This is a genomic window from Candidatus Uabimicrobium amorphum, assembly GCF_009002475.1.
GTDB lineage: Bacteria > Planctomycetota > Uabimicrobiia > Uabimicrobiales > Uabimicrobiaceae > Uabimicrobium > Uabimicrobium amorphum.
Genome location: NZ_AP019860.1, coordinates 1,856,034 through 1,881,393, shown reverse-complemented (window position 1 = coordinate 1,881,393; position 25,360 = coordinate 1,856,034). Strand labels below are relative to the sequence as shown.

19 protein-coding genes are annotated in these 25,360 nt (G+C 38.6%); 12 read left to right on the top strand and 7 right to left on the bottom strand.

Going from position 1 to position 25,360, the window contains the following annotated elements; genetic code table 11:
• Positions 1-82 precede the first annotated feature (82 nt).
• From UABAM_RS06600 to UABAM_RS06585, 4 genes are all read right to left on the bottom strand, one after another.
• Positions 83-1,123, bottom strand: a complete 1,041-nt coding sequence (locus tag UABAM_RS06600; RefSeq protein ID WP_151967215.1) for a glutamine synthetase beta-grasp domain-containing protein — start codon at positions 1,121-1,123, stop codon at positions 83-85.
• 250 nt (positions 1,124-1,373) lie between these two features.
• Positions 1,374-2,072 carry a tetratricopeptide repeat protein gene (locus UABAM_RS06595; RefSeq protein WP_151967214.1) on the bottom strand — a complete coding sequence of 233 codons (699 nt, stop codon included), beginning with the start codon at positions 2,070-2,072 and terminating at the stop codon, positions 1,374-1,376.
• Positions 2,073-2,087: 15 nt separating this feature from the next.
• On the bottom strand, positions 2,088-2,201 hold the full coding sequence (locus UABAM_RS06590) for a 30S ribosomal protein THX (RefSeq protein ID WP_151967213.1): 114 nt from the start codon (positions 2,199-2,201) through the stop codon (positions 2,088-2,090).
• 235 nt (positions 2,202-2,436) lie between these two features.
• A complete protein-coding gene (locus UABAM_RS06585; RefSeq protein ID WP_151967212.1) occupies positions 2,437-5,790 on the bottom strand; it encodes a protein kinase domain-containing protein in 3,354 nt (1,117 codons plus the stop codon).
• 177 nt (positions 5,791-5,967) lie between these two features.
• Between UABAM_RS06585 and UABAM_RS06580 the strand changes: the two genes are divergently transcribed.
• From UABAM_RS06580 to UABAM_RS06560, 5 genes are all read left to right on the top strand, one after another.
• Entirely contained in the window at positions 5,968-6,489 is a 522-nt protein-coding gene (locus UABAM_RS06580) for an RNA polymerase sigma factor (protein ID WP_151967211.1), read from the top strand.
• Positions 6,486-6,944, top strand: a complete 459-nt coding sequence (locus UABAM_RS06575) for an anti-sigma factor family protein (protein ID WP_151967210.1) — start codon at positions 6,486-6,488, stop codon at positions 6,942-6,944. Before UABAM_RS06580 ends, UABAM_RS06575 begins: the two co-directional genes overlap by 4 nt.
• A gap of 11 nt (positions 6,945-6,955) precedes the next feature.
• Positions 6,956-7,747, top strand: a complete 792-nt coding sequence (locus tag UABAM_RS06570; protein ID WP_151967209.1) for a coiled-coil domain-containing protein — start codon at positions 6,956-6,958, stop codon at positions 7,745-7,747.
• A 79-nt stretch (positions 7,748-7,826) separates the two neighbouring features.
• Positions 7,827-9,044, top strand: coding sequence for a cytochrome P450 (locus tag UABAM_RS06565; protein ID WP_151967208.1), 1,218 nt, complete (start codon positions 7,827-7,829; stop codon positions 9,042-9,044).
• Positions 9,045-9,112: 68 nt separating this feature from the next.
• The gene (locus UABAM_RS06560) at positions 9,113-9,796 is read left to right on the top strand and encodes a hypothetical protein (protein ID WP_151967207.1); all 684 of its coding nucleotides are present in this window, start codon (positions 9,113-9,115) and stop codon (positions 9,794-9,796) included.
• Positions 9,797-9,824: 28 nt separating this feature from the next.
• On the opposite strand, the gene UABAM_RS06555 is transcribed toward UABAM_RS06560, so the two are convergent.
• Positions 9,825-10,685 carry a metallophosphoesterase family protein gene (locus UABAM_RS06555; RefSeq protein ID WP_151967206.1) on the bottom strand — a complete coding sequence of 287 codons (861 nt, stop codon included), beginning with the start codon at positions 10,683-10,685 and terminating at the stop codon, positions 9,825-9,827.
• Positions 10,686-10,781: 96 nt separating this feature from the next.
• Positions 10,782-13,655 (bottom strand): tetratricopeptide repeat protein, encoded by a 2,874-nt coding sequence (locus UABAM_RS06550; RefSeq protein WP_151967205.1) that lies wholly within the window; start codon positions 13,653-13,655, stop codon positions 10,782-10,784.
• A 295-nt stretch (positions 13,656-13,950) separates the two neighbouring features.
• Here UABAM_RS06550 and UABAM_RS06545 point away from each other — a divergent pair, with 295 nt between their 5' ends.
• The 4 genes from UABAM_RS06545 to UABAM_RS06530 all read left to right on the top strand — a co-directional run bounded on the left by UABAM_RS06545 (position 13,951) and on the right by UABAM_RS06530 (position 20,073).
• The gene (locus UABAM_RS06545) at positions 13,951-17,166 is read left to right on the top strand and encodes a protein kinase domain-containing protein (RefSeq protein WP_151967204.1); all 3,216 of its coding nucleotides are present in this window, start codon (positions 13,951-13,953) and stop codon (positions 17,164-17,166) included.
• A 122-nt stretch (positions 17,167-17,288) separates the two neighbouring features.
• On the top strand, positions 17,289-17,876 hold the full coding sequence (locus UABAM_RS06540; RefSeq protein WP_151967203.1) for a GspE/PulE/PilB domain-containing protein: 588 nt from the start codon (positions 17,289-17,291) through the stop codon (positions 17,874-17,876).
• A 42-nt stretch (positions 17,877-17,918) separates the two neighbouring features.
• Positions 17,919-19,262: an HU family DNA-binding protein gene (locus UABAM_RS06535; protein WP_151967202.1), complete on the top strand. Its 1,344-nt coding sequence runs from the start codon at positions 17,919-17,921 to the stop codon at positions 19,260-19,262.
• Between the two features lie 139 nt (positions 19,263-19,401).
• Positions 19,402-20,073: a metal-dependent transcriptional regulator gene (locus UABAM_RS06530; RefSeq protein WP_151967201.1), complete on the top strand. Its 672-nt coding sequence runs from the start codon at positions 19,402-19,404 to the stop codon at positions 20,071-20,073.
• Positions 20,074-20,182: 109 nt separating this feature from the next.
• Here UABAM_RS06530 and UABAM_RS06525 read toward each other — a convergent pair whose 3' ends face one another.
• The gene (locus tag UABAM_RS06525; protein WP_151967200.1) at positions 20,183-21,244 is read right to left on the bottom strand and encodes a lysophospholipid acyltransferase family protein; all 1,062 of its coding nucleotides are present in this window, start codon (positions 21,242-21,244) and stop codon (positions 20,183-20,185) included.
• 271 nt (positions 21,245-21,515) lie between these two features.
• Here UABAM_RS06525 and UABAM_RS06520 point away from each other — a divergent pair, with 271 nt between their 5' ends.
• Genes UABAM_RS06520 through UABAM_RS06510 form a run of 3 tightly spaced genes read left to right on the top strand, consistent with a single transcriptional unit; the run spans position 21,516 to position 25,358 of the window.
• Positions 21,516-21,911 (top strand): hypothetical protein, encoded by a 396-nt coding sequence (locus UABAM_RS06520; RefSeq protein WP_151967199.1) that lies wholly within the window; start codon positions 21,516-21,518, stop codon positions 21,909-21,911.
• Positions 21,908-23,053 carry an NAD(P)/FAD-dependent oxidoreductase gene (locus UABAM_RS06515; RefSeq protein WP_151967198.1) on the top strand — a complete coding sequence of 382 codons (1,146 nt, stop codon included), beginning with the start codon at positions 21,908-21,910 and terminating at the stop codon, positions 23,051-23,053. Before UABAM_RS06520 ends, UABAM_RS06515 begins: the two co-directional genes overlap by 4 nt.
• 52 nt (positions 23,054-23,105) lie before the next feature.
• Positions 23,106-25,358 (top strand): FHA domain-containing protein, encoded by a 2,253-nt coding sequence (locus UABAM_RS06510; RefSeq protein ID WP_151967197.1) that lies wholly within the window; start codon positions 23,106-23,108, stop codon positions 25,356-25,358.
• Positions 25,359-25,360 lie beyond the last annotated feature (2 nt).

Genomic DNA, 25,360 nt, shown 5'->3' with positions numbered 1-25,360 from the left:
ACCGATAGGTACTATTATCGATAATGAATCTCAAATAAAGCAAAGGTGCCATGTCGGATACACGACACCTTTGCATAAAGAATTACAAGTTACATACTGTTTGAACTAAACGTTGCGACACCTGATAAGGGTCTGCGTTGGCACTGGGGCGACGATCTTCAAAGTAACCATGGCCTTTGGCTTTTACATGAAGAGGAATGCGAATCGAGGCTCCACGGTCAGACACACCGGATTTAAATTCTGTGATATGACAAGTTTCGTGTAATCCTGTCAAACGTTCCTCTAAACCATATCCATAAACTTCGATGTGTTCCATGTGTTTTTCTTCTAGAGATTTAATTGCCTGGTGAATAAATTCTAAACCACCTTGTTCACGGGTTTCTTTTACCGAAAAATTGGTGTGCATCCCCGCTCCATTCCAGTCGCCTTTTACTGGCTTGGCGTCAAAGGAAACACTTACATTTTCGTCTTCGGCAATGCGATGAATTAGCCACCTTGCCAACCATACATGGTCAGAAATAGTTAAGGGGTCAACAGACTCTCCTTCTATTCCGCGATAGCCTATTTGGAATTCCCATTGCCCAGGCATTACCTCCGCATTGATACCGTAAATACAAATTCCAGCCGCAATACAAGCGTCTGCATGGCGCTCCACTATTTTTCTGCCAAAAGCAGTTTCCGAACCGACACTACAATAAAAAGGTCCCTGTGGCTTTGGATATCCTTTTTGTGGCCATCCAAGGGGAGTACCATGGCCACTAAAAAATGTGTATTCTTGTTCAAAACCAACCCACGGTTCGTGGTTTTGGCCACCTGCATCCAATACTTTTCTTAGCTTAGCACGCGTGTTGCTTTCGTGTGGATTTCCTTGTTCATCAAAGACTTCGCATAACACGAGGTAATGGCCTTGCCCACGAAGCGGATCATTGATAAAGTGTACGGGTTTTAAAACGAGATCTGAAGCGTGGCCTTGTGCTTGGTATGTTGATGAACCATCATATCCCCATTCGGGAAATGAATCAAGTTTCGCTTCTTCCATGTAGGGAAGAATGCGTGTTTTACAACGTAAAGCCGCAGGTGTCGCACCATCAAGCCAAATGTACTCAGATTTTGTAAATTTCACTTTTTTTCTCCATTTTGAATTGTATTCATAACCTAAATTTTATTGATAAATAAGTATTGGTTTGGCACTAACGATTTGTTTGATGAATTCTGCAAGTACTGTATCTGAATATTAAAATATAAATACATAAACGACGTGGTTGTTTATGTAAAATTAGTGAGAGTGATAGCTATGAGGTGTTCACAGAAGTGAATGAGATACATATTTGCTATATGAATTTTTATTTTGAGAAACTACAACGATCGCGATTTTATATATCAAAGGAAAATAGACTTTGCGCAAATTTTTCTATCTTTTCGCGCTCGGTGTCGTTTTTATCGAAAGATAAAGACACATTGTTGTCTATGGCAATAGGAATCAATTGGAAATAAACTACTTTTCCCAAAGGATACCCCGCGTTTTCCTTTGCATATTTAGGATCTGTACAACAAAAAATTAAATTGTCAAAAATAACAGGCTGGTTGTTATTTAGGTGGGTATATACGATTGCCGGTACTTTAAAGTGATCGGCAATTTCAACTAATTTTTCATATTTTTGCGTTTGGTAACAAAAATTTTTGTAGTCTTCGACGCCGTAGTTGAGCAATTCTTTATCTTCTTGCTTTTGCAACAGGCGCCATAGGTATTCGAAATGTTCCTGGGCTTTCTCTTGATTTTTTAAAGCCCAGTAACTCATCCCAATGTTATTGTAAAGCTGTGCACGCAAAACATTATCTTCTACGTTTTCAAAAACTAAAATGTTCAGCGCCTTTTTGGCTGATTCGATACAACTTTTGTAATCCCCCACATCAAATTGGCGCCCGCTAATGTGTGTAAGTACTTCGCATACTCCCATATCAAAGGGACCAGATTGCGCTTCAACCAATCGCAACAATTTTTGGAATTTCTGTAACGATTCGTGAGGATTTTGCGTATTTTGTGCTTCTGCATATAATTGTTGTATCAACATATATTACTCTTTACTTTACTTTGCTTCAGCTTTTTTGTTTTTTGCTTTGTTCTTGTTCTTTAGACGGAATTTTCCAAAACTTCCTGCGGCAACTTTGCCACGACGTGTTCTACGATCACCACGACCCATAATTGACTTCCTAAAAATAAAAATTGAAATACGGGCTTTTGCCCTTTTTCGGAACTACATAACAAAATGGTTTGTAATTTTGACGTAACACGGCTGTTTTTATCAGTAGTTTCATCAAAATAAAATAACTGTTTGCTGTTGTACAGTTATCGATAAGCATAAGAAGCTAATAAGATATGGTAATCACAATGCTTTGTCAATTATTTTTTTGCGCTAAAGTATATTTTGTGAGAGTTTATTTTTTATAAAGATTTTTTATTTCTTCGGCGGTGAGAACGCGATTGTAAATACGCAACTCGTCCATTTTCCCGCGGAATACAAATGGTTTTGGTTGGCTATCAGTGAAGCCAATGTGTAAATCATTGAGCGACGTAGCGATTTTTCCATAGAAGTTTACAGAACTTTTCCATTTCCCGTCCAGGTAAAATTTTGCTTTACTCCCATTGTATGTCACGGTAAGCATGTACCATTTTTTATTGGGTACGCGAAATTGCAGAGGGGATAAGTGATGGGGAGAAAAACACCATAGCTGTAGTTTCGGTGTTTGTGAAGACACCATAAAGCGATAAGAGGAGCGTTCTTTGGGGGCAAATTTACTTAAAATGGGACGCAATGGTTCTAATCCTGCATGGTATAACCAAACACAGAATGTAAATTTTTGTGTGAGCGGCATTTTTTCTTTTAGTGTTAAAAAACTTTTGCCGTCAAAATTGGCACATTTACCTTTGACACCTCCCGGGGAAATAGATACATTTCCTTTGTTGTGCACCAAATTTTTAAAAGGAGAGTGATCTTTACAGTCATTGTCAAAAGGTAAATAGGCGACCAAATGCGATGTAGGCAATTTTGGTGAGGGTTTTCGTTGTAACACAATGTTGTCCAAGCCAAAACGGTAATCCCTTGATCGTGGATTTTTTCCAACACAGTGAATGATAAACAAGTTTTTTCCTTTGCGCAGTTTATGTAAGCCTAAGTCTTGTGCCTGTGATCTATGATAACCGTTTTCTTTCGCATATAAATCAATAGTTGAAGTATCCTCTAAGAATTGATAGTCATTAATCGTAACTTTGTACTTACCGTAGTGTTTATTTAAGGTAAAGTAAGCCTGTATGTTGTACTCTCCCTCTTGCGGTGCAATAAAGGAGAACGCGATGCGTTGGCCTTTGTTATCGTTGTGCCATCTCAGATGTTGACCGTTACTCCAACTTCCCCAGTAATTCATATCCTCTATGTATTTTGATGCGACTAAAAAATGTTCGCCTTCAATAGATTGCTCATTTATTTCTGTAATGCGGTATTTATCTAAAAATTTAGGAAGGCTCCTCTTTTCTATTTTGTAGCGCGAGGGTATATAGAGCGTTTGGCGGTTTAGTATAGGTAAAAAATTAATATGGTTTAATTTTTTTGGCGATAGCATCTGGTAGTGCACCATTTGTTTTCCCGATTTGTAATCCAATACGAACATGGAGGCGGTTTTATTGACGACAAAGATGCCGCTGTTTTTTGCATGCTCTATTAGTATAGGAGCGTGTTGTACTCTACGTTGTTCTAAAGGAGAGTTTTTATGAGGTATAACCGTTTGCCATTTGATTTTCCCGTCCGTAATTTGCATCGCATGTATTTCGCTGAAGTAATTTTTATTCCGCTGTATACGACACTGTGCTAGCCAGTACACCATATCGTTGTACAGAACAGGTCCCTTTGCGAATAACCTTTGTATTTTAAAATTAGATTGTGAAGGAATAGACCATAATTTTTTACCTTTTAAATCAGTACAGTAGGCCTCTGTTGTAGAGTGATAAAAAATTTTGTCATTGTGAATGGCAGGGGTACATGCCACTTTTGTTTTTGTCTCCCATAAATTACGACCACTCTTTGGCGACAATGCATAAAGTGAGTTTGTGTCGCCAATGTACAATACCTCTTGATAAATCGCTGGTGAAGTCATGGAGTTTCCGCTAAATTGCCACATTGTTTTTCCACTGTGCATGTCTAAAGCATAACAATTTGTTTGATCGCTTACGTAGACAATGCCTTGGTAAAATATTGGCGAATCAAATCGCGCAGCCTTATTTAGTTGTATACTCCAATGGGGTTTGGGAAATTGGTTTTGTATGTCTATACAGTGAAATTCGCCGTTTTTTGTTCCTACATAGATAAAGTTCTCCACAATCAGCGGAAAAGATGCTACAGGTGAAGAAAGAGCGTCTTGCCATGCAATTTTTAGGTTTTTGTTGCGCGCAACAAGGCTATATTGTTTTTGATAGCTGCTACCATAATATAGGGTATCTTTTGTTAAGTTTAATGAGGAAATAGTTCCGGCTTTGGACTTGTCCGTTTGTATTTGGCTATTTCCGTCTGTTGTGAAATAAACACCAGTGCGCGCAATATCTCCGCGAAATACGTATGGATTTGTCGGTGAGATGACTTGTGGAGACTTTTTTGGAGGTGCCAACTCTGGAGATAACACTTTTTGTTTTTTGTCGGTGACCATGACAGGTTTATAACTTGTCGCGAAAAACCAAGTCGTTAGCAAAACAACTCCCAAAAAAACAAAAGCGAATTTTTTCATGGTCATCACTTGTTTTTGTTTTTGAGCAGCAACACCTTTCCCCTGCAAAAAACCATCTAAATCACTAGCGAGTTCCTCAGCACTTTGGTAACGATTCTCCTTTTCTTTTGCCATTGCTTTTAAACAGATGCTTTGCAGTTTTTGCGGAATGCGCTTTTTGGACTTGGCTGTGAACTTCACTGGTTCTTGGGTAAGTTGAAAAATGACGTTTATCGAAGAGCCGGTGAATGGTGGTGCACCTGTTAAGAGATAAAATAGAATAGCTCCCAGAGAATAAATATCGCTGCGATGGTCAATGGCATTTCCACGCCCCAGAGCTTGCTCTGGTGGCATGTATTGAAGTGTGCCAAGAACTTCGTTGCTTTTTGACAATTTTTTATCATCGTGGTTTACTTTTGCCAAGCCAAAATCCATAATGATGGGTTTATTTCCATCGAGCATGATATTCGATGGCTTTAAATCGCGGTGAATGACCCCCTGATTATGTGCGTATTGAATGGCTTTGCAAACTTCGATCATAATCGTGATAATTTTACGTGTAGAAAGAGGTCTTTCTTTGAGCGTTTTTCCAGTGATGTATTCCATCGTAAAATAAGGTTGGCCACTGCCATCCACTCCAAGGTCAATTACGCTGAGAATGTTGGGATGTTTTAGAGAGGCCATTGTTCTCGCTTCGCGCAAAAAACGCTGGATGTCGTAGTTGCTCTCTGGTGAAATTGTTTTCAGGGCCACGATACGTTGTAGTTGCTGATCGTTCACTTTATAAACAGAGCCCATGCCTCCTTGGCCAATTTTGCCTAAGATTGTATAACGTTCTAAACGCAAAGGACAAATCGAAGATTGTATGTCGCTGTGAACGGTAGCAATTTGTTCAAGGGTCAGTAGTTGATTTTTCTGTAAGTAGTCCTGTAGAGTACTTTTATGTTGTTGGGCCAAATAGTGGTTTAAAATTTGTTTATTAATAAAGCCTTTGTTGAGAGCATATTGGGCAAATAATTTATCTTGATCTGACAACATTTAGATAGCCTTTATAGTAGAGCGTAAACACCCTAATTTCACGGAGCAAGTTTTTAACGCGCAAGTACATTTTAGCAATAAAAATGAAAATTTTAAATTTTTTGCACAATAAAAATGAAATAAGGACGTTGTATATCTCAAAGTGTTTAATCAAATTCGAGTTTGTGCGAGTGAAAAATGAATATAGATGGTTTGCGAAACGGTAATGAGCGGGCAATTAATGTCTTCGTCGAAACATACCAAAAGAAGGTCTTTCACTTTTTGTGGAAATACATTGGAAATTTTCACGATACGGAAGATTTAGTTCAAGATACCCTGTTGCGTGTTATCAATAATATGCATTTGTTTCGAGAACAAGATTTTTTTGGTGCATGGGTTTACAAAATTGCCAGCAATATCGCGAAAGACTACTTGCGTAAAAAAAGGCGCCGTGACAATAAGTTACGTGATGTGATTTTTAAACGCGTACACCGCGAAGATCCTTGTAGTGAATTACTAAATCGCGAAGTCCATAGTAAGGTTATTACATCCATTCAAGCGTTACCTGTAGAACAGCGCGAAGTGTTTTTGATGCGCCAAGAGGCGGGGTTAACTTTCAAAGAAATTGCACAAATTTTGGATATACCCATCAACACCGCTTTAGGTCGAATGCATTATGCTGTAGAGAAGTTGCGTAAGGAATTGGAAGGAGTCATATGATGCATTGCTGTCATGAACAAGTTTACTTATATTTTTACAACGAATTAGAATGTGATCGCGAATTTCTTGTGCATCTAGCGAATTGCCCTTCTTGTCAAGAGCGTTTAGATTTTTTGCAAAAAATGTCGCAGGTAATGGATTTTGACGATATGCCACAACCTAAGATAGTCTTGCCGCACAGAAGAACTTACCGTTGGATATTAGCCGCCGCTGCAGCACTGCTTATTGGGATTTTGTCTTTATTTTCTTTGGAAGAAAAATTACCGCAAAAAAAATTGCCACAAAATTTTGTTGCCGAAGAAATGGGGTGGGATAGTCTTGACGCGGACATCGACAAGTTACGTCGGGGAATTAAGCGTTTGTCGCGACGTAGTTATGTTACCAGTCTTTATAAAACTCGTTACTCGAAGATGAAGCGTAAAATTACAAAATTAAAAAACAGTAGAATATGGTAAGGAGTACACCTATGTTTAGAATTTTTCTTATTTTTGCATTAATCTTAACAACATCATTTGTTTTTTGTGATGACGACGATCCCATCGAAGAATTGGGAGACGAAGTACGCGAATTGCTCGAAAGCATTGAAGAATCAGATGAAGTTAGCGAAAATTGGCACAAAGAGGTTCGCGAAAGAGCTGAAGAAATTCAGCGTAACCTACAAGAAATTCTACGCGATGCCTTTCGCGAAAGATTAGAAGACGAAGTTGAGGAATTGCAAGAACGTATCGAGGAAGAGGAAGAAGAAGAGAACGAGGAAGAAGTACGCGAACTTCGTGGTAGAATAAAAAAAATACAAGCGGCCTTGGAAGGCGATCACCACAAAAAGCTACGCAGCTTTATTAAAGAGTACCTTCCTGAAATGGCAACCATACTCCAACGATTGCAAAAAGAAAATCCTGAAGAGTTTGAAGAAACAATAGATAATTTGTACGAAGATATGGAAGAGTTGGAAGAATTAAAACGAGAAAACCCTGATATGTTTGCGTTGGCAGTTCGCGCACAGCGCCACTCAATACGCAGTGAGATTCTTGCCGACCGTTACAGAGAGACAAAAGATGAAGCGTTGAAAAAACAATTATTGGAATCACTCAATATTGTTTTTGATACCAAGATTGCGATGCAAAAACACGAAATGCAGCATTTAGTAAGAGAGCTGCAAGAATTAAAGGAAAGACTCACCAGAAAAGTAACCAACAAAGGTAAAATTATCCAACAACGTTTCGAAGAAATGACCGGACAAACAGATTTCGATTGGTAAAAGTCTTTTATCTTTTGCAGTACTTTTAAAATTTGTGCTAAGATGGCATAACTAAAATCATACAATTAAGGAAGTTGTTATGCCATCTTTCGACTATAACCCATTTGATCCACAAACATTAGAAAACCCCTACCCTTGTTATGCGAAGCTTCGTGCAGGTGAAAGTGTGTACTGGAGTGACTTTTTCAATGCGTGGCTATGCGTCCACTATGACGAAGTACGCACCCTATATAGACACAATGATCTATCTTCAAAACGCGTAGGGGCTATCGTTGCACGCATTCCCGATTATTCCCCAGGTGACATGTCGCATTTTGTCGACTCCTTATCACTGTGGCTCCTTTTTTGTGATCCCCCACAACATACGCGAATTCGTTCGCTAGTGAGCAAAGCTTTTTCCCCAAAATTTGTTCAAGGTATGCATCAGCGCGTGCAAAAAATCGTCGATGAGTTGTTCGAGTCGTTTTTAGAAAAAAAACATTGTGATTTTATTGCAGAATTTGCTTACCCATTACCGGTGATTGTTATTGCCGACATGCTGGGTCTACCACGCGAAGATCGTGATTGGTTAAAAGAAAAATCAAATAGCATTGCCAGTATATTAGGGTCGCCCAAAACAACAAAAGAAGTGGCAAAAAATGCCAATGATTCTGTAAAAGAATTGAACGATTATTTCCGTGATGTGATTGAAGAGCGTCGCAAAAAACCCCAGGAAGATCTGATCAGTACTTTCGTGGGATGTGAAGGAGAAGTTTTACAAACAGGTGAAATCTTAGCCACATGTGGGGTTTTGCTATTTGGTGGTCATGAAACAACCACCAATTTGCTAGGGAACGGCCTGTACACATTGATGAACCATCGTGATGAATGGCATAAACTACAGAAAAATGTGAAGTTGTTACCGACCGCTATTGAAGAAATGTTGCGTTTTGAAAGTCCGGTGCAATGGAATACACGCGTTGCTACGCAAGAAATAGAAATAGCGGGTAAGACTATCTCTCCTGGGCAAACTGTCATTATGTTGATAGGTTCGGCCAATCGTGACGAGAGAGTTTTTGTTGAAGCAGATAAATTTGACATTGAGCGCAAGGAGAATAAACATCTCGCTTTTGGTTACGGCGCACATTTTTGCATTGGTTCCGCATTGTCGCGGTTAGAAGCGAACATTGCTTTTACCACATTGTTGCGCAAAATCAACAATATCGAATTGAGTACGGAAAAAGTTGACTGGAGAAAAGATCTGGCTTTTCGCGGTTTACAAAAATTTCCAATACAGTTCGAGTTGACGTCAAATTAGAAAAAACAAGCCCGCTCCCGAGCTCGGGCTTGTTTTTATAGTAACCTAGTTTTATATAAGGATGTCATATGCAGACTCATTTTACGTTACATGATATACAACACGGAGCCATCGAAGAGATATTTGCGTTGGTATTTCGCTGCGATTTCTCGACGCCAGGTTTTTGCATAATCGATTTGGGAAAAGAGATAGATGCAAAGCAGCTAAAAAAAGCGATGATGGAAATCAAAAAGAATTTCAATGATTTATATTACCATCGTTTCGGTAAGTACCTTTACTATTTGTCGATGGATCGTACTTCGCGTCAATTCACCACGAAGTTTCATTTAGAGGCGACAATGGACCAAGAGTCTATATTGATGTTAGGTTATGAGCCAAGTGTTATAAAAAGCGCACTACACGTTGGCGACTACTCAAAGTATATTTATGATCATCAACTCGATGCGCAAACTTCGATGAAAAACCTTTTGCAAATCTTTGGTCAAAATCCTTGTGCCGAAAACTATATTACCAAGTTAAACATTCAGCACCAGCACTTCCAAATCATCGTGTTAAATAACAGCTTTTTTCCTGAGAAAGTTGATGGACGTCACATGTTAGGTGTCATGCATAAAGGTGTGGTTCCGCATCCATTAAAAGAAGAAACGCGCATTATCAATGCGATTGCGTTGGGAATCACAAACGAAAGTTGTGAGGAAATACAAACCGAAAAGAACTTTATGGCCATGGAAGACTTTACACCTATACATTGATTCTCTGTAGAGCTGCGTAATAAGACGGTTATTTTCCTTTTGCAAGGCGATCAATTGTGCGTTTCTTGATTCCTTCACTAACCGGTAGTTGAGAAACTTTTTCTTGGGTTTTTGTGAAATCGTAGACAACGCGTATAAATTCGATACTGGTATCATCGTAAATGGCATAAGCTGCACGTGGATCACCGTCGCGTGGTTGCCCAACACTACCGGGATTTATATACGCATGTTTGTCCGCCAAGTCTTCGATGCGCATTTTACCTTGCGGAACAAAAAATATGGTGTTCGGACCAATGAAAGTCATTTCTTTGTTCCATGTACCTTCTATATCGAAGATGAGCTTGTTTCTGTAGTATGTGAGTACTGTCGGAACATGTGTGTGACCAAAAAAACCGTGTTGCGTGGTAAATGCGGACATAAATTCGAGTAAGCGACTGTCTAACTGATCATTGTATATAATATAAAACCCCTCGTACCCGGGCCAAATATATTGTTTTGTTGGAGAATGTGCCGCCGCGTGTACGAATGTTTTTCCATTGTATATCTTTAAGGCATATTCGGGGTAATTTTCTACGGTGATCGGAGCGATAAATTCGGTCCAAGAGCTACTGTTTTGCAGTTGTTGCTCCGTCCACTTTAACATCGCTTTGACATCTCCCCCTGTATAGTCATCGTCCGCGGCAACTATTTCTTGTTCATGATTACCAATCAACATTACATTGGCAACTTCGCAAACTTTTTCCCAGCATTCTTTGGGATCAGGACCATAACCAATAATATCTCCTAGCACCAGTATTTCATCAACGTTGCGTTTTTCTACATCGGCAAGAACTGCTTGTAGAGCTTCGATATTAGCATGGATGTCTGAAAGTAAGGCATAACGAGGCATCGGTTGACTCCTTGGTTGGGAAAGTGCAAAAAATAAGAATAAAATAGCAACCGTAGAATGGTTGCTATTTTGTCATCAATTAAGTATTTTACTTATCTATTTGGGAAAGGGAACACCGCGTTTTTGATAATCGTTCACTAGTTGTTGTGCACGTTCTTTTTGCCCTAGCGCTTCGTAAAACCAGTAACTTTCCAAAAGAACAGGTATACTTACGGGACTCAATGTGGCATTTATTTCTTGTAATGCTTGTAATTGCGAGCTTTTGAAATTTTGCAACATAGCCTCTTTTTGTTGGTTCGCAGAAGAAAGCAATGTCCAGTGAAGTATCTTTGTTGATTTCGGAAATTCTTGAGAGCTTTCTTTGAGTAGTTTGACGGCTTTTACAAAATTTTTGTTTGCTAAGATGAGCGATTTGAGTTGTGGATAATTGCGTAAAGCCACAGCAATTAGGTGTTGATGTGCTACCTGCTTGTCGTATTTGGCAACATTACTTTTGTAGTCTTTGTTTTTAAGCATCGCGACATGTGTTTGTAGTAGGTGACAATTAATGAGGTTCTGTCTTGTTGCTTGTGAAGGAGCGTTTGTGTAGATTTGTTCGGCCAACTTTTGCAAATCTTGATGGTTCACCGCGACACCACATTGTACCAGTAGTAATGAATAGTATATGTAGTTGGATTTTGCCAAAGCAATTGTCATCGGATTTTTCGAGTTTGCCAAGGTCTTGTAGTGATCAACCTGTTGTTGAAATACACTGGCATATGGAGCTAAGCCAACGCCACTGTATGCATTTTGTGGTAAATACTTTTTGATACTACGCAACTGTGTTAACAAACCGTGCATACCTTCGTGGTCTTTTAGCAAATAGTACATTTTTGCAGCAGTGGAGTATGTATCTATGCTCTCTGGCGAAAGTATCATACTCTTTTTCATATAAGACATTGCTTTTACAAAGGTCGGATTTTTCTTGAGTTTTTTCAGGATTTGTTGCTTGGATTTTCGATCGCGATAAAAAAACTGGAGTATACGGCTTGTGAGCTGCTCTTGAAAATTTTTAAAGTCTACCTTAGGACCTGTCACATCGCAAAAAGACTTTATCATCATATACAAGTAAGCATTGCGAATGATGATACTGCTGTTAGGACTTAAAGAAACAGCCTCTTCGAGTAATCTAGCGGTGTTATTGATGTGCTTTACATTTCCATCGAGGCCGAAGAGAGAATAGTGTACCAACGCTTCGTTGTTGAGTGTTGTTGAGTTTTTGTGCTGCTTTTGGTAGGAAGAAATGGCCTTTAGCAAGTATTTTTTTGCATTCTCGTTGTCACCTTCGGCAAGAGCCTTGTCGCCCAGTACACTGTTGAGAGACGCTGAATTGTGTGGGCTTGTCAAATCTGTTTTTTTCAACCACTCAATCTTTTCTTCGGTGTTTACCGCAGATACTGCGCAAATCTCGGCTGCACTCTTTTTGTCAGCGTCTAAAGTGGATTTTTCGTAAGCCTCTTTCGCTAATTTTAGCGCTTCGTCACCATCTCCTAACTCGCGATATATTTTAGCTAATTGCAAGGACTTGGTGGCATTTCCCGCATTTTGTTTTAAAAATTCCGCGAACTGCTTTTTTCCCTGCTCTTTTTTCCCCATCCAGTAGTAAACTTGTCCCAGAGTTAACTGGTAGCGGTCACTTGAACCGGCAGCACTTTGGATGGAAAGAAATAGTTTTTCCACATCTTGTAACTTTTTCGCGCGTACGCTTTCTTGTTTTTCTGTGCGGGCAAGATACAGTTTTACCATTCCAAGGTCCATGGCTACGTGAACAATTTGTACTGCGTCACGATACTCTTCTAATTTTGCTTGGACTTTGGGATCTTTTTTCAAATGTTTTTGGAAAAAAATTTGGAATTTCTTGCGCAATTCTTCTTGTGGGGTTGTCCTGTCGTAGCGATATTGATAATTGAAAAGCGATAGAGCTTGGTCTTGAGAAGCGCGCCATACATTGTTGTACTCTTGTTCGATTCTCTTTAAATCGTCAATTCCGCGATTTACATAGGGGACAAGTAGTGCATCTGACTGTTCAAGTTTTCCTTTTTGTGCGTAAATCTGACCTAGGATTCTCGCCCCTTCGTACTTCACTAATTTTTTTCCGTGAGGTGCTAAAATTTTCTCACAGTCTTCCCAGCGCTTTTGTTGTTCATATATCACCGCAAGTTCAGATGCATATTTTGTTTCTTGCGGATGTTTGCTCACAATGGCTTCTAACAACTGTAGTTTTAACTTGGGATCGCTTTGTTTTTTTTTCGCAAGGTCATTGGCGCGCTTGTAGAGTTTGTAACTCGTTAGAGGTTCGCTTTGCGCGTTTGTTGTCACAAGCTTGGACAGTTGAGTACTGAGTGCTTCGTCACAACCTTTGAAGTAATTCTTTTTAAAAACATCGAGAATATTTTCGACATTGTTGAGAGGTTGTTTGTCGAGATTTGCCACGAAGTCATTTAGTTCTTGTCTGCCTGTTTGTGCATATGAAGTATAACTCTTGGCAACGGCAATGTAGCGATCTACTGCAGCGGTGGTGTTGCCTTCTTCCATGTACGCTTGCGCCTTTGCTAAATTCTGTTTGGCGCGATACTCCGGCGAGTTAACATAATCAGCCCATGCGGCAAAGGAAATAAGTCCTACAATACTCGAAAGTAGCAAATAGTTCCAACCTTTTGCGAAACCCGATAGTGGTTCGCGACCTAAAAAGTGCCACCCACCATTTTGTGCATCACAAACGCGATAGGCGCGAATAGCGATTATCGGTATGAAAAATATTGCAAGACAATACGTTTTCAGGTAGGCTCCTGTCTGTGCGTGATAATCTCTTTTACCATATACATTGGTTCCAATACCGTTGACCATGTACATCGAAGGTGCTTTTTTGATTGGTTGTAGGTTAGGGAAAACATCTTGTATATTTATTGATTCGTTTTGTTCATTTTCCAAAAATCAGCTCCTTAAATTACCCAGTAATTCGTCAAATAAATTTCTATTCTATTTGTAAACAAGAAGTTTGACGAAGATGTCATTAAGTATTACAGTCATCATTTGAGTACTCTTCCCCATTTATGGGAAAGTTGTGCAGATAGTGTTCTAAAAAATAATTGTAGTAAACTTAATTGATGACACACTTAAAAAATAGTAGAATCTAAACGTAATATACGTACCATTTTCTACAAGATGCTGTAAGTATATACTATTTTTTTTATAAATGCTTTAAATTTTTAATTCGCGAGTTGCTATGGACTTTGATAGTTTTTTTGAAAAATATTATGGTGAAAAAATAGATAGTGTTGTCATGGAAGATTGTAAAAAACGCCAAGTCTATCTACGCCAACAAAATCGTCATATTTCTTTGGTGAACATTCTTTTGAAGATGAATGTGGTTTCTGAGCAGCAAATACAAATTATTCAAGAAAAATACCAAAGTTATGTAGAACGGATGCAGAAGCAGCCAACAAATCAGTCTCTAATCAGTGATATTAGTAATAAGGTGCGCGGAAAAAGTTCTTTGGGATTAAATTTTGGGAACTACAAAATCATACAAGAACTTGGTCGCGGTGGTATGGGGGCTGTATATAGAGTGCATGATCCTAAACTCAATCGCGAGGTGGCGTTGAAAGTTATGCTTACACAAGATGAGCAACATCTTTTGCGATTTACCCAAGAGGCACAGACGATCGCCCGTTTAGATCACCCTAATATTATTCGTATATTTGAAGTAGGGGATAAACCACAGCACTATTTTACCATGGAATACATTTGTGGAATATCCCTGCACAAATATATTGTCGATCACGACCTCGATGAGAAAAAAATTGCCACGATGTTCTTAAAAGTAGCGCAAGCTCTTAGCGTTGCTCATCGGCAAAAAATTATTCATCGCGATTTAAAACCCGAAAATATTATGCTAACCCAAAAAAATGAACCTAAAGTAATGGATTTTGGCTTAGCAAAGATAAAGCACAATACCGCATCGCTATCAAAAAATTTTGTAGGAACACCGGCATATGCATCTCCTGAACAAATACAAGAGGGGCAGATAGATTCGCGTACGGATATATATTCCCTAGGAGCAACACTCTATGAGGCATTGACCAAACGCCGTGTATTCCAAGGACAAAACACGGTAAATATCATGTACCAAGCCATCAATAAAGATCCGATAGCTCCGCGCGTTCTGAATCCAGAAATTTCCGTGGATTTAGAAGCCATTTGTCTTAAGTGTTTGCAAAAATCTCCGAAGAAGCGCTACTTCAACATGGAGAAACTCGCCCAAGACCTACAAAACTTTTTAGACAATCGTCCGATTAGCGCTAAGCCCCCTTCTGCTTTACAAAAAGTAAATAAATTTGTGCAACGCAATTTGCTTTTAACGACAATCGTTGGGATTGCTGCTCTTATTATTAGTAGTCTATTTGTTTATTTTTCGATCAAGTTAGCCACAAAACAAGGTGAGTTGCAGCGCCAAGAGGCGATGCTGGATGTTCAAAGAGAAGTTTTGCAAACAAAAGAGACGTCTTTACAGCGCGAAAAAAAGAGATCTCGTGAAGGTTTCTACCCCTATGTCATCGCACTAAGTGATGTTTACATTCAGAAGAATAACATTGCGATTGCAAATAAGTTGATTAATTCCGAAGAATACTGTCCTGAGTATTTGCGCGGTTGGGAATGGTATTGGATTGCCTCACAAGTAAAAAATGAAGTCCTCAATGTGCATCATGGTATGTCGCTAAAGCATTTTGCCTTTACTCCAAGTAAAAAACATCTATTTACCTTTACAAGAAAAAAAATAATCCAGTGGAATCCCACAACATTAAAATCCATCAAGACAATAAAAACCGAAGCGGACTATGGGGTTATTGACAAAAAAGAAGAATTTGTTCTTACCGCAAAAAAAAGTAAACTTTCGTTATGGAGTATTCGCAGTGGCTCAAAGATTCGCGACAAACAACTCGAAAAAGAAATTTATTACCTAGATATTAACTATCGCAATAATATTGTTGCGGTTGCGATGATTGAACGGATACAGTTTCTTTCTTTTCCACAGTTAGAATTTCTTTATGAAATAGAAGAAAAATCGCAAAGTACAGATCGCTTAGATTTTCATCCATCTAAAAATGTCGTTGCATATACAGGCAAATACGGTTACATCCACCGCTTTGACTTTGATCGTAAAAAACGTTTGCCCAAATTGCATCATCCCGGCTACCTACGTACTTGTAAATACAATGAGAACGGTAATTGGCTTGTTTCGGCGGGAGATGGCCCCGAAATTCGTTTGTGGAATACAAAGCAGCATAAGTTGATAAAGAAATACGAGTATAGTTCGTGGGTCGGTCCGCACAAAAAGATTTTGCATTTAGGGCATTCTGGAATTATTCGCGATTGTTCTTTTTCCTCCGACGATCGTTTTTTGATTTCGGCAGGAGATGACAAAACTTTGAAACTATGGGATATTCGAACAGGAGAAATGTTGCAGACCTTCCGTGGGCACATTAGTCCAGTACTCGTTTGTGATTTTACACGAGATGACCGCTATGTTCTTTCTACAGGGAATGACGGGCGTTTAAAGAAGTGGGATACGCAAAAGTTTTTACCACACTATAAAAAAATACCGGCAAGTATTCACAATCTCGACGTGTTTGGCAATCTACTCATGTATGTGGCGGAAGATAGATTTATATATGTTCGCGATATTTTTAGTGGGGAACTTTTATTTCGCAAGCCGTGTATCAATCGGCCGCGATTTGGTAAATTTATTACGCAAAAAGGCAAACAAAAATTTGTCATTGGTGATAAAAAAGGCAATATCTCTGTCTACGATTTTAAATCGCGACGATTAGAAAAGAAAATCTACATCCGCGAAGAAATACTCGATATGAAAATAGATTCTCAACATCAAAAACTCTTAGCTCTCGGACGCGATCGTCGGACAATTTTGTACCGTTTGGATGACTTTTCTGTACTACATGATTTTCCGGGAAAAAAATTTGCATGTGCAACATTTAGTCATGATGGAAAGTGGTTGTTTGCAGCATATAAAAAAGCATGCTATGTTTTCTCCACAACAACTTTTGAGTACTCAAAAATTGAAATTCCTGTAGGACGTTCTATCAGTCGCCTTACCACAAACTATGACGACAGTATATTGGCCGTTGGTATGACAAATTACTATATATACCTTTTCGACTTGAGGACGCGTAAACAACTGACTATTCTTAACGGTCATGATGGTTCAATACTGGATATTGCTTTTAATCGTGCGGGAGACCGGATTGTTTCTGCTTCTGAGGACTGCACGATACGCATGTGGAATACGACAGGAGATCAACTTATCGTTTTGAATGCACACACTGGTTATGTCACCGCTTGTAAGTTTTTTAACGAAGATGATTCTCTAGTGTCGTCGGGGATGGATGGACGTATCGTTTTTTGGGAAAATAATCGTAGGTAACATTCGTAGTTAATAGTTGACAGTTTTTGCGAACTGTGATAGCATATTCGAAAGGCTTATTTTGAAAACATTAGAGCGTAATCACAACACGCTCACAACATCTATATTTTGGCGGCACAATCATGGATAGAACGAAATTAGGAAATTCATTAGTCAATGCAAAAAAGATAACTAAAGAAGCTCTCAAAACTGCTCTTTCAATGCATGACAAAATAGGTGGCGACTTTGCCCCCTTACTAGTCAAATTAGGGTACATATCCGACAAGGAACTCACCACAACTCTTGCAAAGCTAGAAGGCGTTCATAGTATTGACATCTCCTCTTTGGTGATACCAGCAATACTTGTACGCGAGATCCCACGTAGTGTAATAGAGCAACACAATGTGATGCCTATTAGTAAAAAAGACGGTCAGATCACCTTAGCAATTGCAGACGTAAACAACTTTGAAGCTATTGAGTCTATACAATTTCTGACAAATTGTCGCGTAGAACCTGTGCTAGCTTCCAAAGAAGCTATTCGCAAAGCGATTATCCAATTTTACAACTCCGAAGAAAACAGGGATTTTACTTCTTCTGAAGGAGTTGCTTCATATCTAAACAGCACAGATGACAAATTCAGAACCCTACAGAAGGCCGTTATTGAACTACTATTGGAAAAGAAAATCATAACCGAGTCAGAGTTAACCAAAAAAATAGACAGAATAAAATAGACAGATATAAAATAGCATGTCAGAGGGAGGGAGTGGGCATAAATGGATATCATTGTCAAAAAAGACATACTTGACGAATTACAATCACAAGGTTTTTGTCATAGCTCAGAAGAGGCGGAGAATTTATTAGCTTCTGTTAAAAACAACATTGCTGAGGGGATATTAAAAAACAAAAGTGTTGATATAGCGGAATTCGGGTGTTTCTATATCGGAAAAAACCCTTCCAAAGAGCCTCTTAGTATGGAAGATTTGATTGATAATGTTGTAAGTGATGTCGGTATCACAAAAGTAAGAGCTAAAAACGCCGTATCCAATTTATTCCATTTTGTGAAGGATTGCATTCTTAAGGGATTAGAAATCCAATTGATTGATTTTGCTTCTTTTCGACTCGTCGAAAAAAAGGCACAAATTATAAAAAATCCACGTACCGGGCGAAAAACAATAGTTCCCACAAGAAAAGTACTCAAGTTCCAGCCAGAAAAAGCTCTGATCAAAAAAGTGAAAAAAAATGTCAAATTCGAGCCGGAAAAAGTCTTTGATGAGTACATTGCACGCCTTAGAACAGCAGCCGTCTTACTAGTTCTTCCCCAAAGAGATTTTTTTGTAAAAACCCTCGAATATCATTTTGACAAGGCTGGTTGGAAAACTTACATGGCACAAACCGTTGAAGAAGCGGAAAGCCTAGTTAACGAAGGTCATACGTATTTGGTGATTCTTGATACAGCCATTGAAAATCACCAATCACTATGCGAATCAATCAAATGTCGTAAACATGGTCGCTTGATCCCCCTAATTACATTGTTTCCCAAAAGTGCAGAGCTTACACAACCGTCAAACGTACGCATTTGCGGCGACGAGCAAATTGTACAACCATTTGAAATTCGTCATCTTCTCACTACTTCAGATACAGTACTGCGTAGATCTACAGAAGAAGAGGCAATATTTGATCAAGAAGTGCTCTTACAATTCTCAAGTAATGACGAACATATAGACAAAGCGAATAAACTAGCGCAAAAACTCTTTACGATTTCGGGACTTTCACAAGAAGAGCAAATTACCATGGCGGCAGCATTTCGCGAAGCTGTAGGAAACGGTGCGCAACATGGAAATAAACACAAAACTGATGCAATGATGGAAGTTCTATATATCCTAGACAAGAAAAAAATTACCATCGTGGTGACAGATAGCGGACCTGGTTTTGATTGGCAAAATTATCTTAACCTCGGGAAACAAGGTGATGCCGTTGGCCGAGCACGAGAAAGGTTCCAAGAAGGAAAATTAGGTGGTTTAGGTATCATGTTGATGCTCAAATGCGTGGATAAAGTAGAGTATAACGACAAAGGTAATGTTCTCACCTTGACGAAGCACTTAAATAAATCATCATAGTTTGTTCCACAATATAAGCGTGTCATTATGATCTTTCCTATTTTGTGAAAGCCAATAATGGTGCGCCTATTTTTATATCTCTATACATCTTTGACAAAACCCCAACCTTTTCCTATCAACAACGATAAAGCAGAGAGTAATGAATAAAAATAGTTCTTTTATAAGAGAATCCTACGGCGATTATTTGAAAGCAATCTATATTTTGGCGCTAGACGAAACACCCGTATCGACTTCATCCTTAGCCAAAGAAATGAAAGTTTCGAATGCATCCGCCTCGGATATGATAAGGCGTCTGAGCAAGGAAAACTATGCGGATCATTTGCCATACAAAGGTGTTTCTCTTACAACAAAAGGGGAAAAAATAGCATTGAGCCTTTTACGAAGGCATCGTTTGTGGGAAGTATTTTTAAAAAATACGTTAAAAATACCCTCCGAAAACGTTCATCAGTATGCTGAGTTGTTGGAGCATGTTACGGATGATTCACTCGAAGAATATTTAGATGCCTTCCTTGGTTACCCAGAAAAAGATCCACATGGTTGTCCGATTCCGAGGAAAGATGGTACTGTCGCTAGCATTCCTCAATGTCGACTAAGTGAATTAAAAGAGGGTCAGCAAGCTGAAATTATACAATTTCGTGAGGAAGAGCCGTCACTATTAAAGTATTTGTATGATGTGGGAATCGAGCTAGGAACTAACGTAAAAATCGAAAAGAAAATAAGTTACGATAATTCCCTACAGCTACAAATAGATGGTAAGTCCATTTGTTTGGGGGAAAAAATCACAACAACATTGATTGTAAAACTGTTGTAATCTTTGCGTAAATTGCAAAAACCGTAATTACGCTTATGGACATTGTAAATGAGATACCGCACTTATGTACATAAACGTAATTACGAAAAGTGAGCCAATGCAAAGTTCGCTATTCTGTTACAGCGGTTGCATATTCTGTAGACTCATCTTCACTCTTTGCCTGTTCTTCCTCTTTGTTTTTCGTAGCATCTTCCTGTACTTCTTGTTGTGAAACGCTTTTTGTTTCACTTTCTTGCAACACATCTTGTTTGACATTCTCTTCTGCTGAATTTTTATCTACCACAGGCGGAATCGGTATGTAATCGACTAAACGGTACTTCGCTTCCCATTTTGTGTATAGTTTTTGAACGTACTGCGCGTACTCTTGTGCATTTTCAAAACCTTCCGGATAGATGGGGTTGAACACATAGCAGTGTGCATTTTTATTGACGGCTTTAATTAAATTTAGTAAGTGTCTCACAAGTCCGTAATCCCCCCATTCAAAACAATTTTCTGCTTCGTATTGCAAATAAACCGGGAGAATAGGAATATTTGTATCCATGGAAATTTCAAAGGCACCATACTTGAATGGGCGTAAGTGCTTTCCGAAGCATCCGCCTTCTGGATAGATGAGAACATTCTTTCCTTGTTTCGTGGCTTTGCGACATGCCTCTTTAGAAGCTTGTCTGGACCCCTTATCGCTACGTGTTACAAAAATTGTTCCTGCAGATTCAGCAATTTTTCCCAACAAAAACCATTTTCGGACATCGTCTTTTGCTAAAGGGAATACGGGAAATATAGCATTTAACAATAATATGTCATAACCTGATGGATGATTAGAAATTAATATGTATTGCTTAGGTAATTTTGATTGAAACTTTTCGTGAATATGAGGACTGCGTCCTATCAAATGGATAAAACTCGAACATACCAAGCGGAACAAACGACGAATAAAATATTTGTTTATAGATTTTGGTAGAAGGGCACATACAAAGGTAATACTTGTAATAATAATCACATCCAATAAACAAAAAATAAAACGCAAAATTTTAAAGAGTAGGTAGAACATCGTCAATACCATTTCTATATAAACAAGGAATTGTGTTTTGTGCATATAACAAGTGGTGACATAAACATTAGCAAAGAACATACCAATTTGCGTAGTTGCGTCATAAAATGGGTGAATTGACATACAAAGTGCTAGAAAAATTGTAATTTGTTACTTAATTAGTGCAATAAAAATATTGCACGCATTTTTTTTTATGCATCTTATAAGGAGGTTTTGATCCTTTTTTTATGGTATTTGGTGCAAGAAAATCACCACTTGCGCGGAATAAGTCACGTACGAATTTTAAATACGTATAGTACTTACTTTCACCTAGCACTCTCAACGTGTTTTGTTATAATAGTAGCAATGAAATACTAAATATTCTCGACATCAGTCTCATCGTGAAAGGACCACCGTGAGTAATGAACAAGTAAAACAAAGTAAATCCATGGTATATTTTGAAGGAGCAGGGTGTTTCCTTTTTTTTATCACTCTAATCGTCGGATTTTTCTTTCTAGCGATGAAAACCTACAAAATGTATTCTGAAAATGAGCAGACGATATCACAAAAAAAGCAAAATGAGAACTTGGATAAAGAGGAGGGGGAAAAAACCTCTTCACGGAAGCAAATCGAAGAAAAACAGGGTGATGATAAGGTATTTGAAAATTTTGTACGTCTTGTTCAAAGTGCACAAACAGAAGATAGAGTTAATGAAATTGTCGATAACTTCAGTCGCATTCCATTAAATCGTTATGATCGAGAACGTATGATACAATTTGCAGAATCACGCATTGAAGAGTTGCGCAAATGAAAGAAAGTAGAGCGCAAATGAAAGAAAGTAGAGTAGATACTCTTATCATCGGTGGTGGAATTATTGGATTGTCTTGCGCTCTGGAAGAATTGCGTAGAAATAAGTCTGTGTGCTTGATCGATCGTAGTTCTATTGGTAAAAATAATGCTTCGTGGGCCGCAGCTGGAACTATGGTTGTCAGAGATGTTAAAAAGTTTTTTTCCCCACTGCGTAGAATGTATGTACAATCCGTACAGATGATGCCAGAGTGGTTAGATTTTATCAGTAAAAACTCGCAGATAGAGATTCCTTTCATAAAAGGCGGGTGTTACTATGTTTACGATTTTGGAAGACCAGAAGGTGAGAGTGAATACAAAATCTTATTTTCACAAGTAAACAGAGAACTGGCGAGTGATTACACGGAGATGACGCGCCCGCCTTTTTTAGAAAATTACCTGCCGGATACATGCAAGACCGTATACTTTCCCAATGAATATTATCTCGATAATCGCGCTCTGCTAAAAGCCATCATCAAAACGTGTGACAACTTAGGGTTAAGTACCCGTGAAGAACAGATTGAAGGTGTGGAGGATCAGGGAGAAAGAATTAAGATTACATTGCGCAATGAAAATATTTACGCTCAGCACTGTGTGATTACGGCCGGTGCTTGGTGCGGAGAACTATTAAAATATTTCAACTATGCGCTGGATATTATTCCTGTAAAAGGACAAATGGTGACTATTCCGAAATTTTACGATTCACCTGCAATGGTCTTCTTTCATCGCGACCTTTACATGGTTCCAAGACAAAATCAATTACTTTTAGGATCCACCCAAGAACGGCGTGTTTGGGAAGAAGGATTTAACGATTTTGGGGAACAATATTTACGAAATACTTTACACAAGTACATGGCAAATGTAAAATTTGAAGCGATCCAAAAATGGGCGGGAATTCGTTCTATTATCAAAGACAGATATCCGGTGATGGGATTTATCAACGAGAATAAATCTGTTATTATTTCTACAGCGCATTATAAGGTGGGTTTTGCCGTGGCCCCGCTTTGTGCAACATGTATGTCACAGCTTATCGCCAACGAAGAACCTGCATTTGATCTGAGTGCCTTTAACCCTCAGCGCGAAAAAGCATTATATCCGACATCTTAATTCCACTTTGTATTGGGTTAAGTAATATTCTGACAATAAAATAGGAGATGAGATGGCTCAACTACACATAGATGGCAAAGACACTGCCTTTGAAGTAAAAGAGAAGCCTATTATTATCGGACGCTCTTCAAAGAGTGATATTACGATGAGCGATAACCATTTTTCACGCCATCATTTTGAAATAGGGAAAAATGAAGATGGTTATTATGTGAAAGACTTAAATTCATTTAACGGGACACTATTAAACGACAAGAAAATCACCCAACATCTCATTAAAGATAGTGATATTATTACCGTAGGAAAAACGCGTTTTATTTTTACTTGCAAGGAAGAAGAGTCTTCCTCTGTCTCTCCGGGGGCTTTCGTTCTTGTGGGGAAACCTGGTAAATGGCGGCAAAAAATACCACTTAAAACGGGTGTAAATACTCTAGGGCGCAAAAAACACAATGATATTTGTCTCAGTGACGATCAAGTATCTTCGGCTCACGCAGAAATACATGTGGATAGTACAGGGTATAAACTTCAGGATCTCGGAAGTCGCAACGGAACTATTGTGAACAGTAAACGAATTCAACCAAATAAAATGTATAGGATTCACCACGGAGACACGTTGCAATTGGGAACCAACTTTTGCCTTTTACAAGTTCCTAAAGCGAAGAAAAAAACAAAAACGGTAAGAAAAACGCAGGCATTAATGCCTATCGTCTTTAGTGTATTGTTTGTATCGTTGTTTGCCATTGTGTACTTTTTACAGCGTAATTTACAAGACAATTCATTTATTCCGGGGAACTTAATCGATAACTTCTCGTTTGAAGAAAATAGCAGTTGGAATTACAAAAGCGCTACACGTGTAGAAGGAAAAGCAAAAACAGGGAAGTACCTTTTGCGCTTGAATCAAGCAGAAGAGATAAAGTACTGGGACTCTATTGCCATCGAGTACGGAAAACATTATCTTGTGAGTTGTTGGTTGCGTTACCAAAATATTTCTGGGCAAATTGCGGTGAAAATATCCTGGAAATGCGAAAACGAAGCTTCTTATACCATCGAAACATACACCCCCTTTGTTAGTGGCACTGCAAACAATTGGGAAGAGTTGTCCAAGACAATGGTCCCACCACAGTATGCAAAAAGTTTTCAAGTGAGCATTATTGGCCATGGAGAGGTTAGCAACGTCGAGGTGGATCACTTTACGATCATTGCTATTGACGAAACAGCACAGGATGTGCAACAAAATGTAGTAGAAAATGTTTATCGCAAGATACAGATGGAGCCTACGGGTAACGTAAATGCATACCGCAAAAATAAATTCGTATTTGGTTCGGCAAATTTTAAAATTTGGCAAGGCGACAAAATTGTCCTGGATCAGACATTTTGTGGAGGCAAAACATCTAACCAGCAAGGTCAGCTCATTTGGGAACACAAAAACATACATGTTTCTTACCAAATTGTTGAAGACGGTATTGAAATATCTTATACTTTTCCACAAGAATTTCGCGATAGCGAAATCGAATGTTCTTTTCTCATTTCTACGGCCTACACGTCCGAAATGCAGGTGATTAAAAATACAGAAGTATTTCTCGCCAATATTGATAACTTTTCGCAACAAGCAGGTGTTAGACAAATTGTATGGCAAGAACAGCAGCTTGGGTTTATATATTCTCACTCAGGTGTGGCTTCCATCGAAAATACAGCAAACTCTTTGGTGTTGGCACAACGCTTTAAAGATATACCGCAACAAAAGTTGAGTATAAAAGTAAAAACCAATTATGAGAAAGATCGCGAAAAATTACTAGAGTTGAAGAAACTAGCCGAACAAGACAAAGAAAGAGGATTACTTGGTAAAGCGTACGCGCATTATCAAAAGATGTTAGGGAATTTTTTCGTTTACGAATATAAAATTTCGCCACAAAATGAGATCGAACGTCTTGTTAAGTTTTTTGAAAAAGACCAAGAGCAAGCTCAACTTCTTCTAGAAAAAGCACAGTTTTTTAAACAGCACTCCAAATACGAAAGATGCATTGCCTTTTGTCAAAATATATACACTAAATGGCAAGGAGTAGATATGATTACGGAACTCGACAAGATTATGGATTCTGCGAAAAACGAGCAGCGCAATTTACATCTACAACAAACACAACAACAAATCGAAGTTCTTGTCGCACGTGCAGAAAATTTTGCGACGAGCCAACAAGAAAACTTGGCCATTTTGAGTTACCGTCGCGCGTTGGCACTTGCTCAAGATTCTAAGTTGCAAAATGACCTAAATAACAAAATTAATAAATTAAAACAAGTTGCGGGGGAATAATT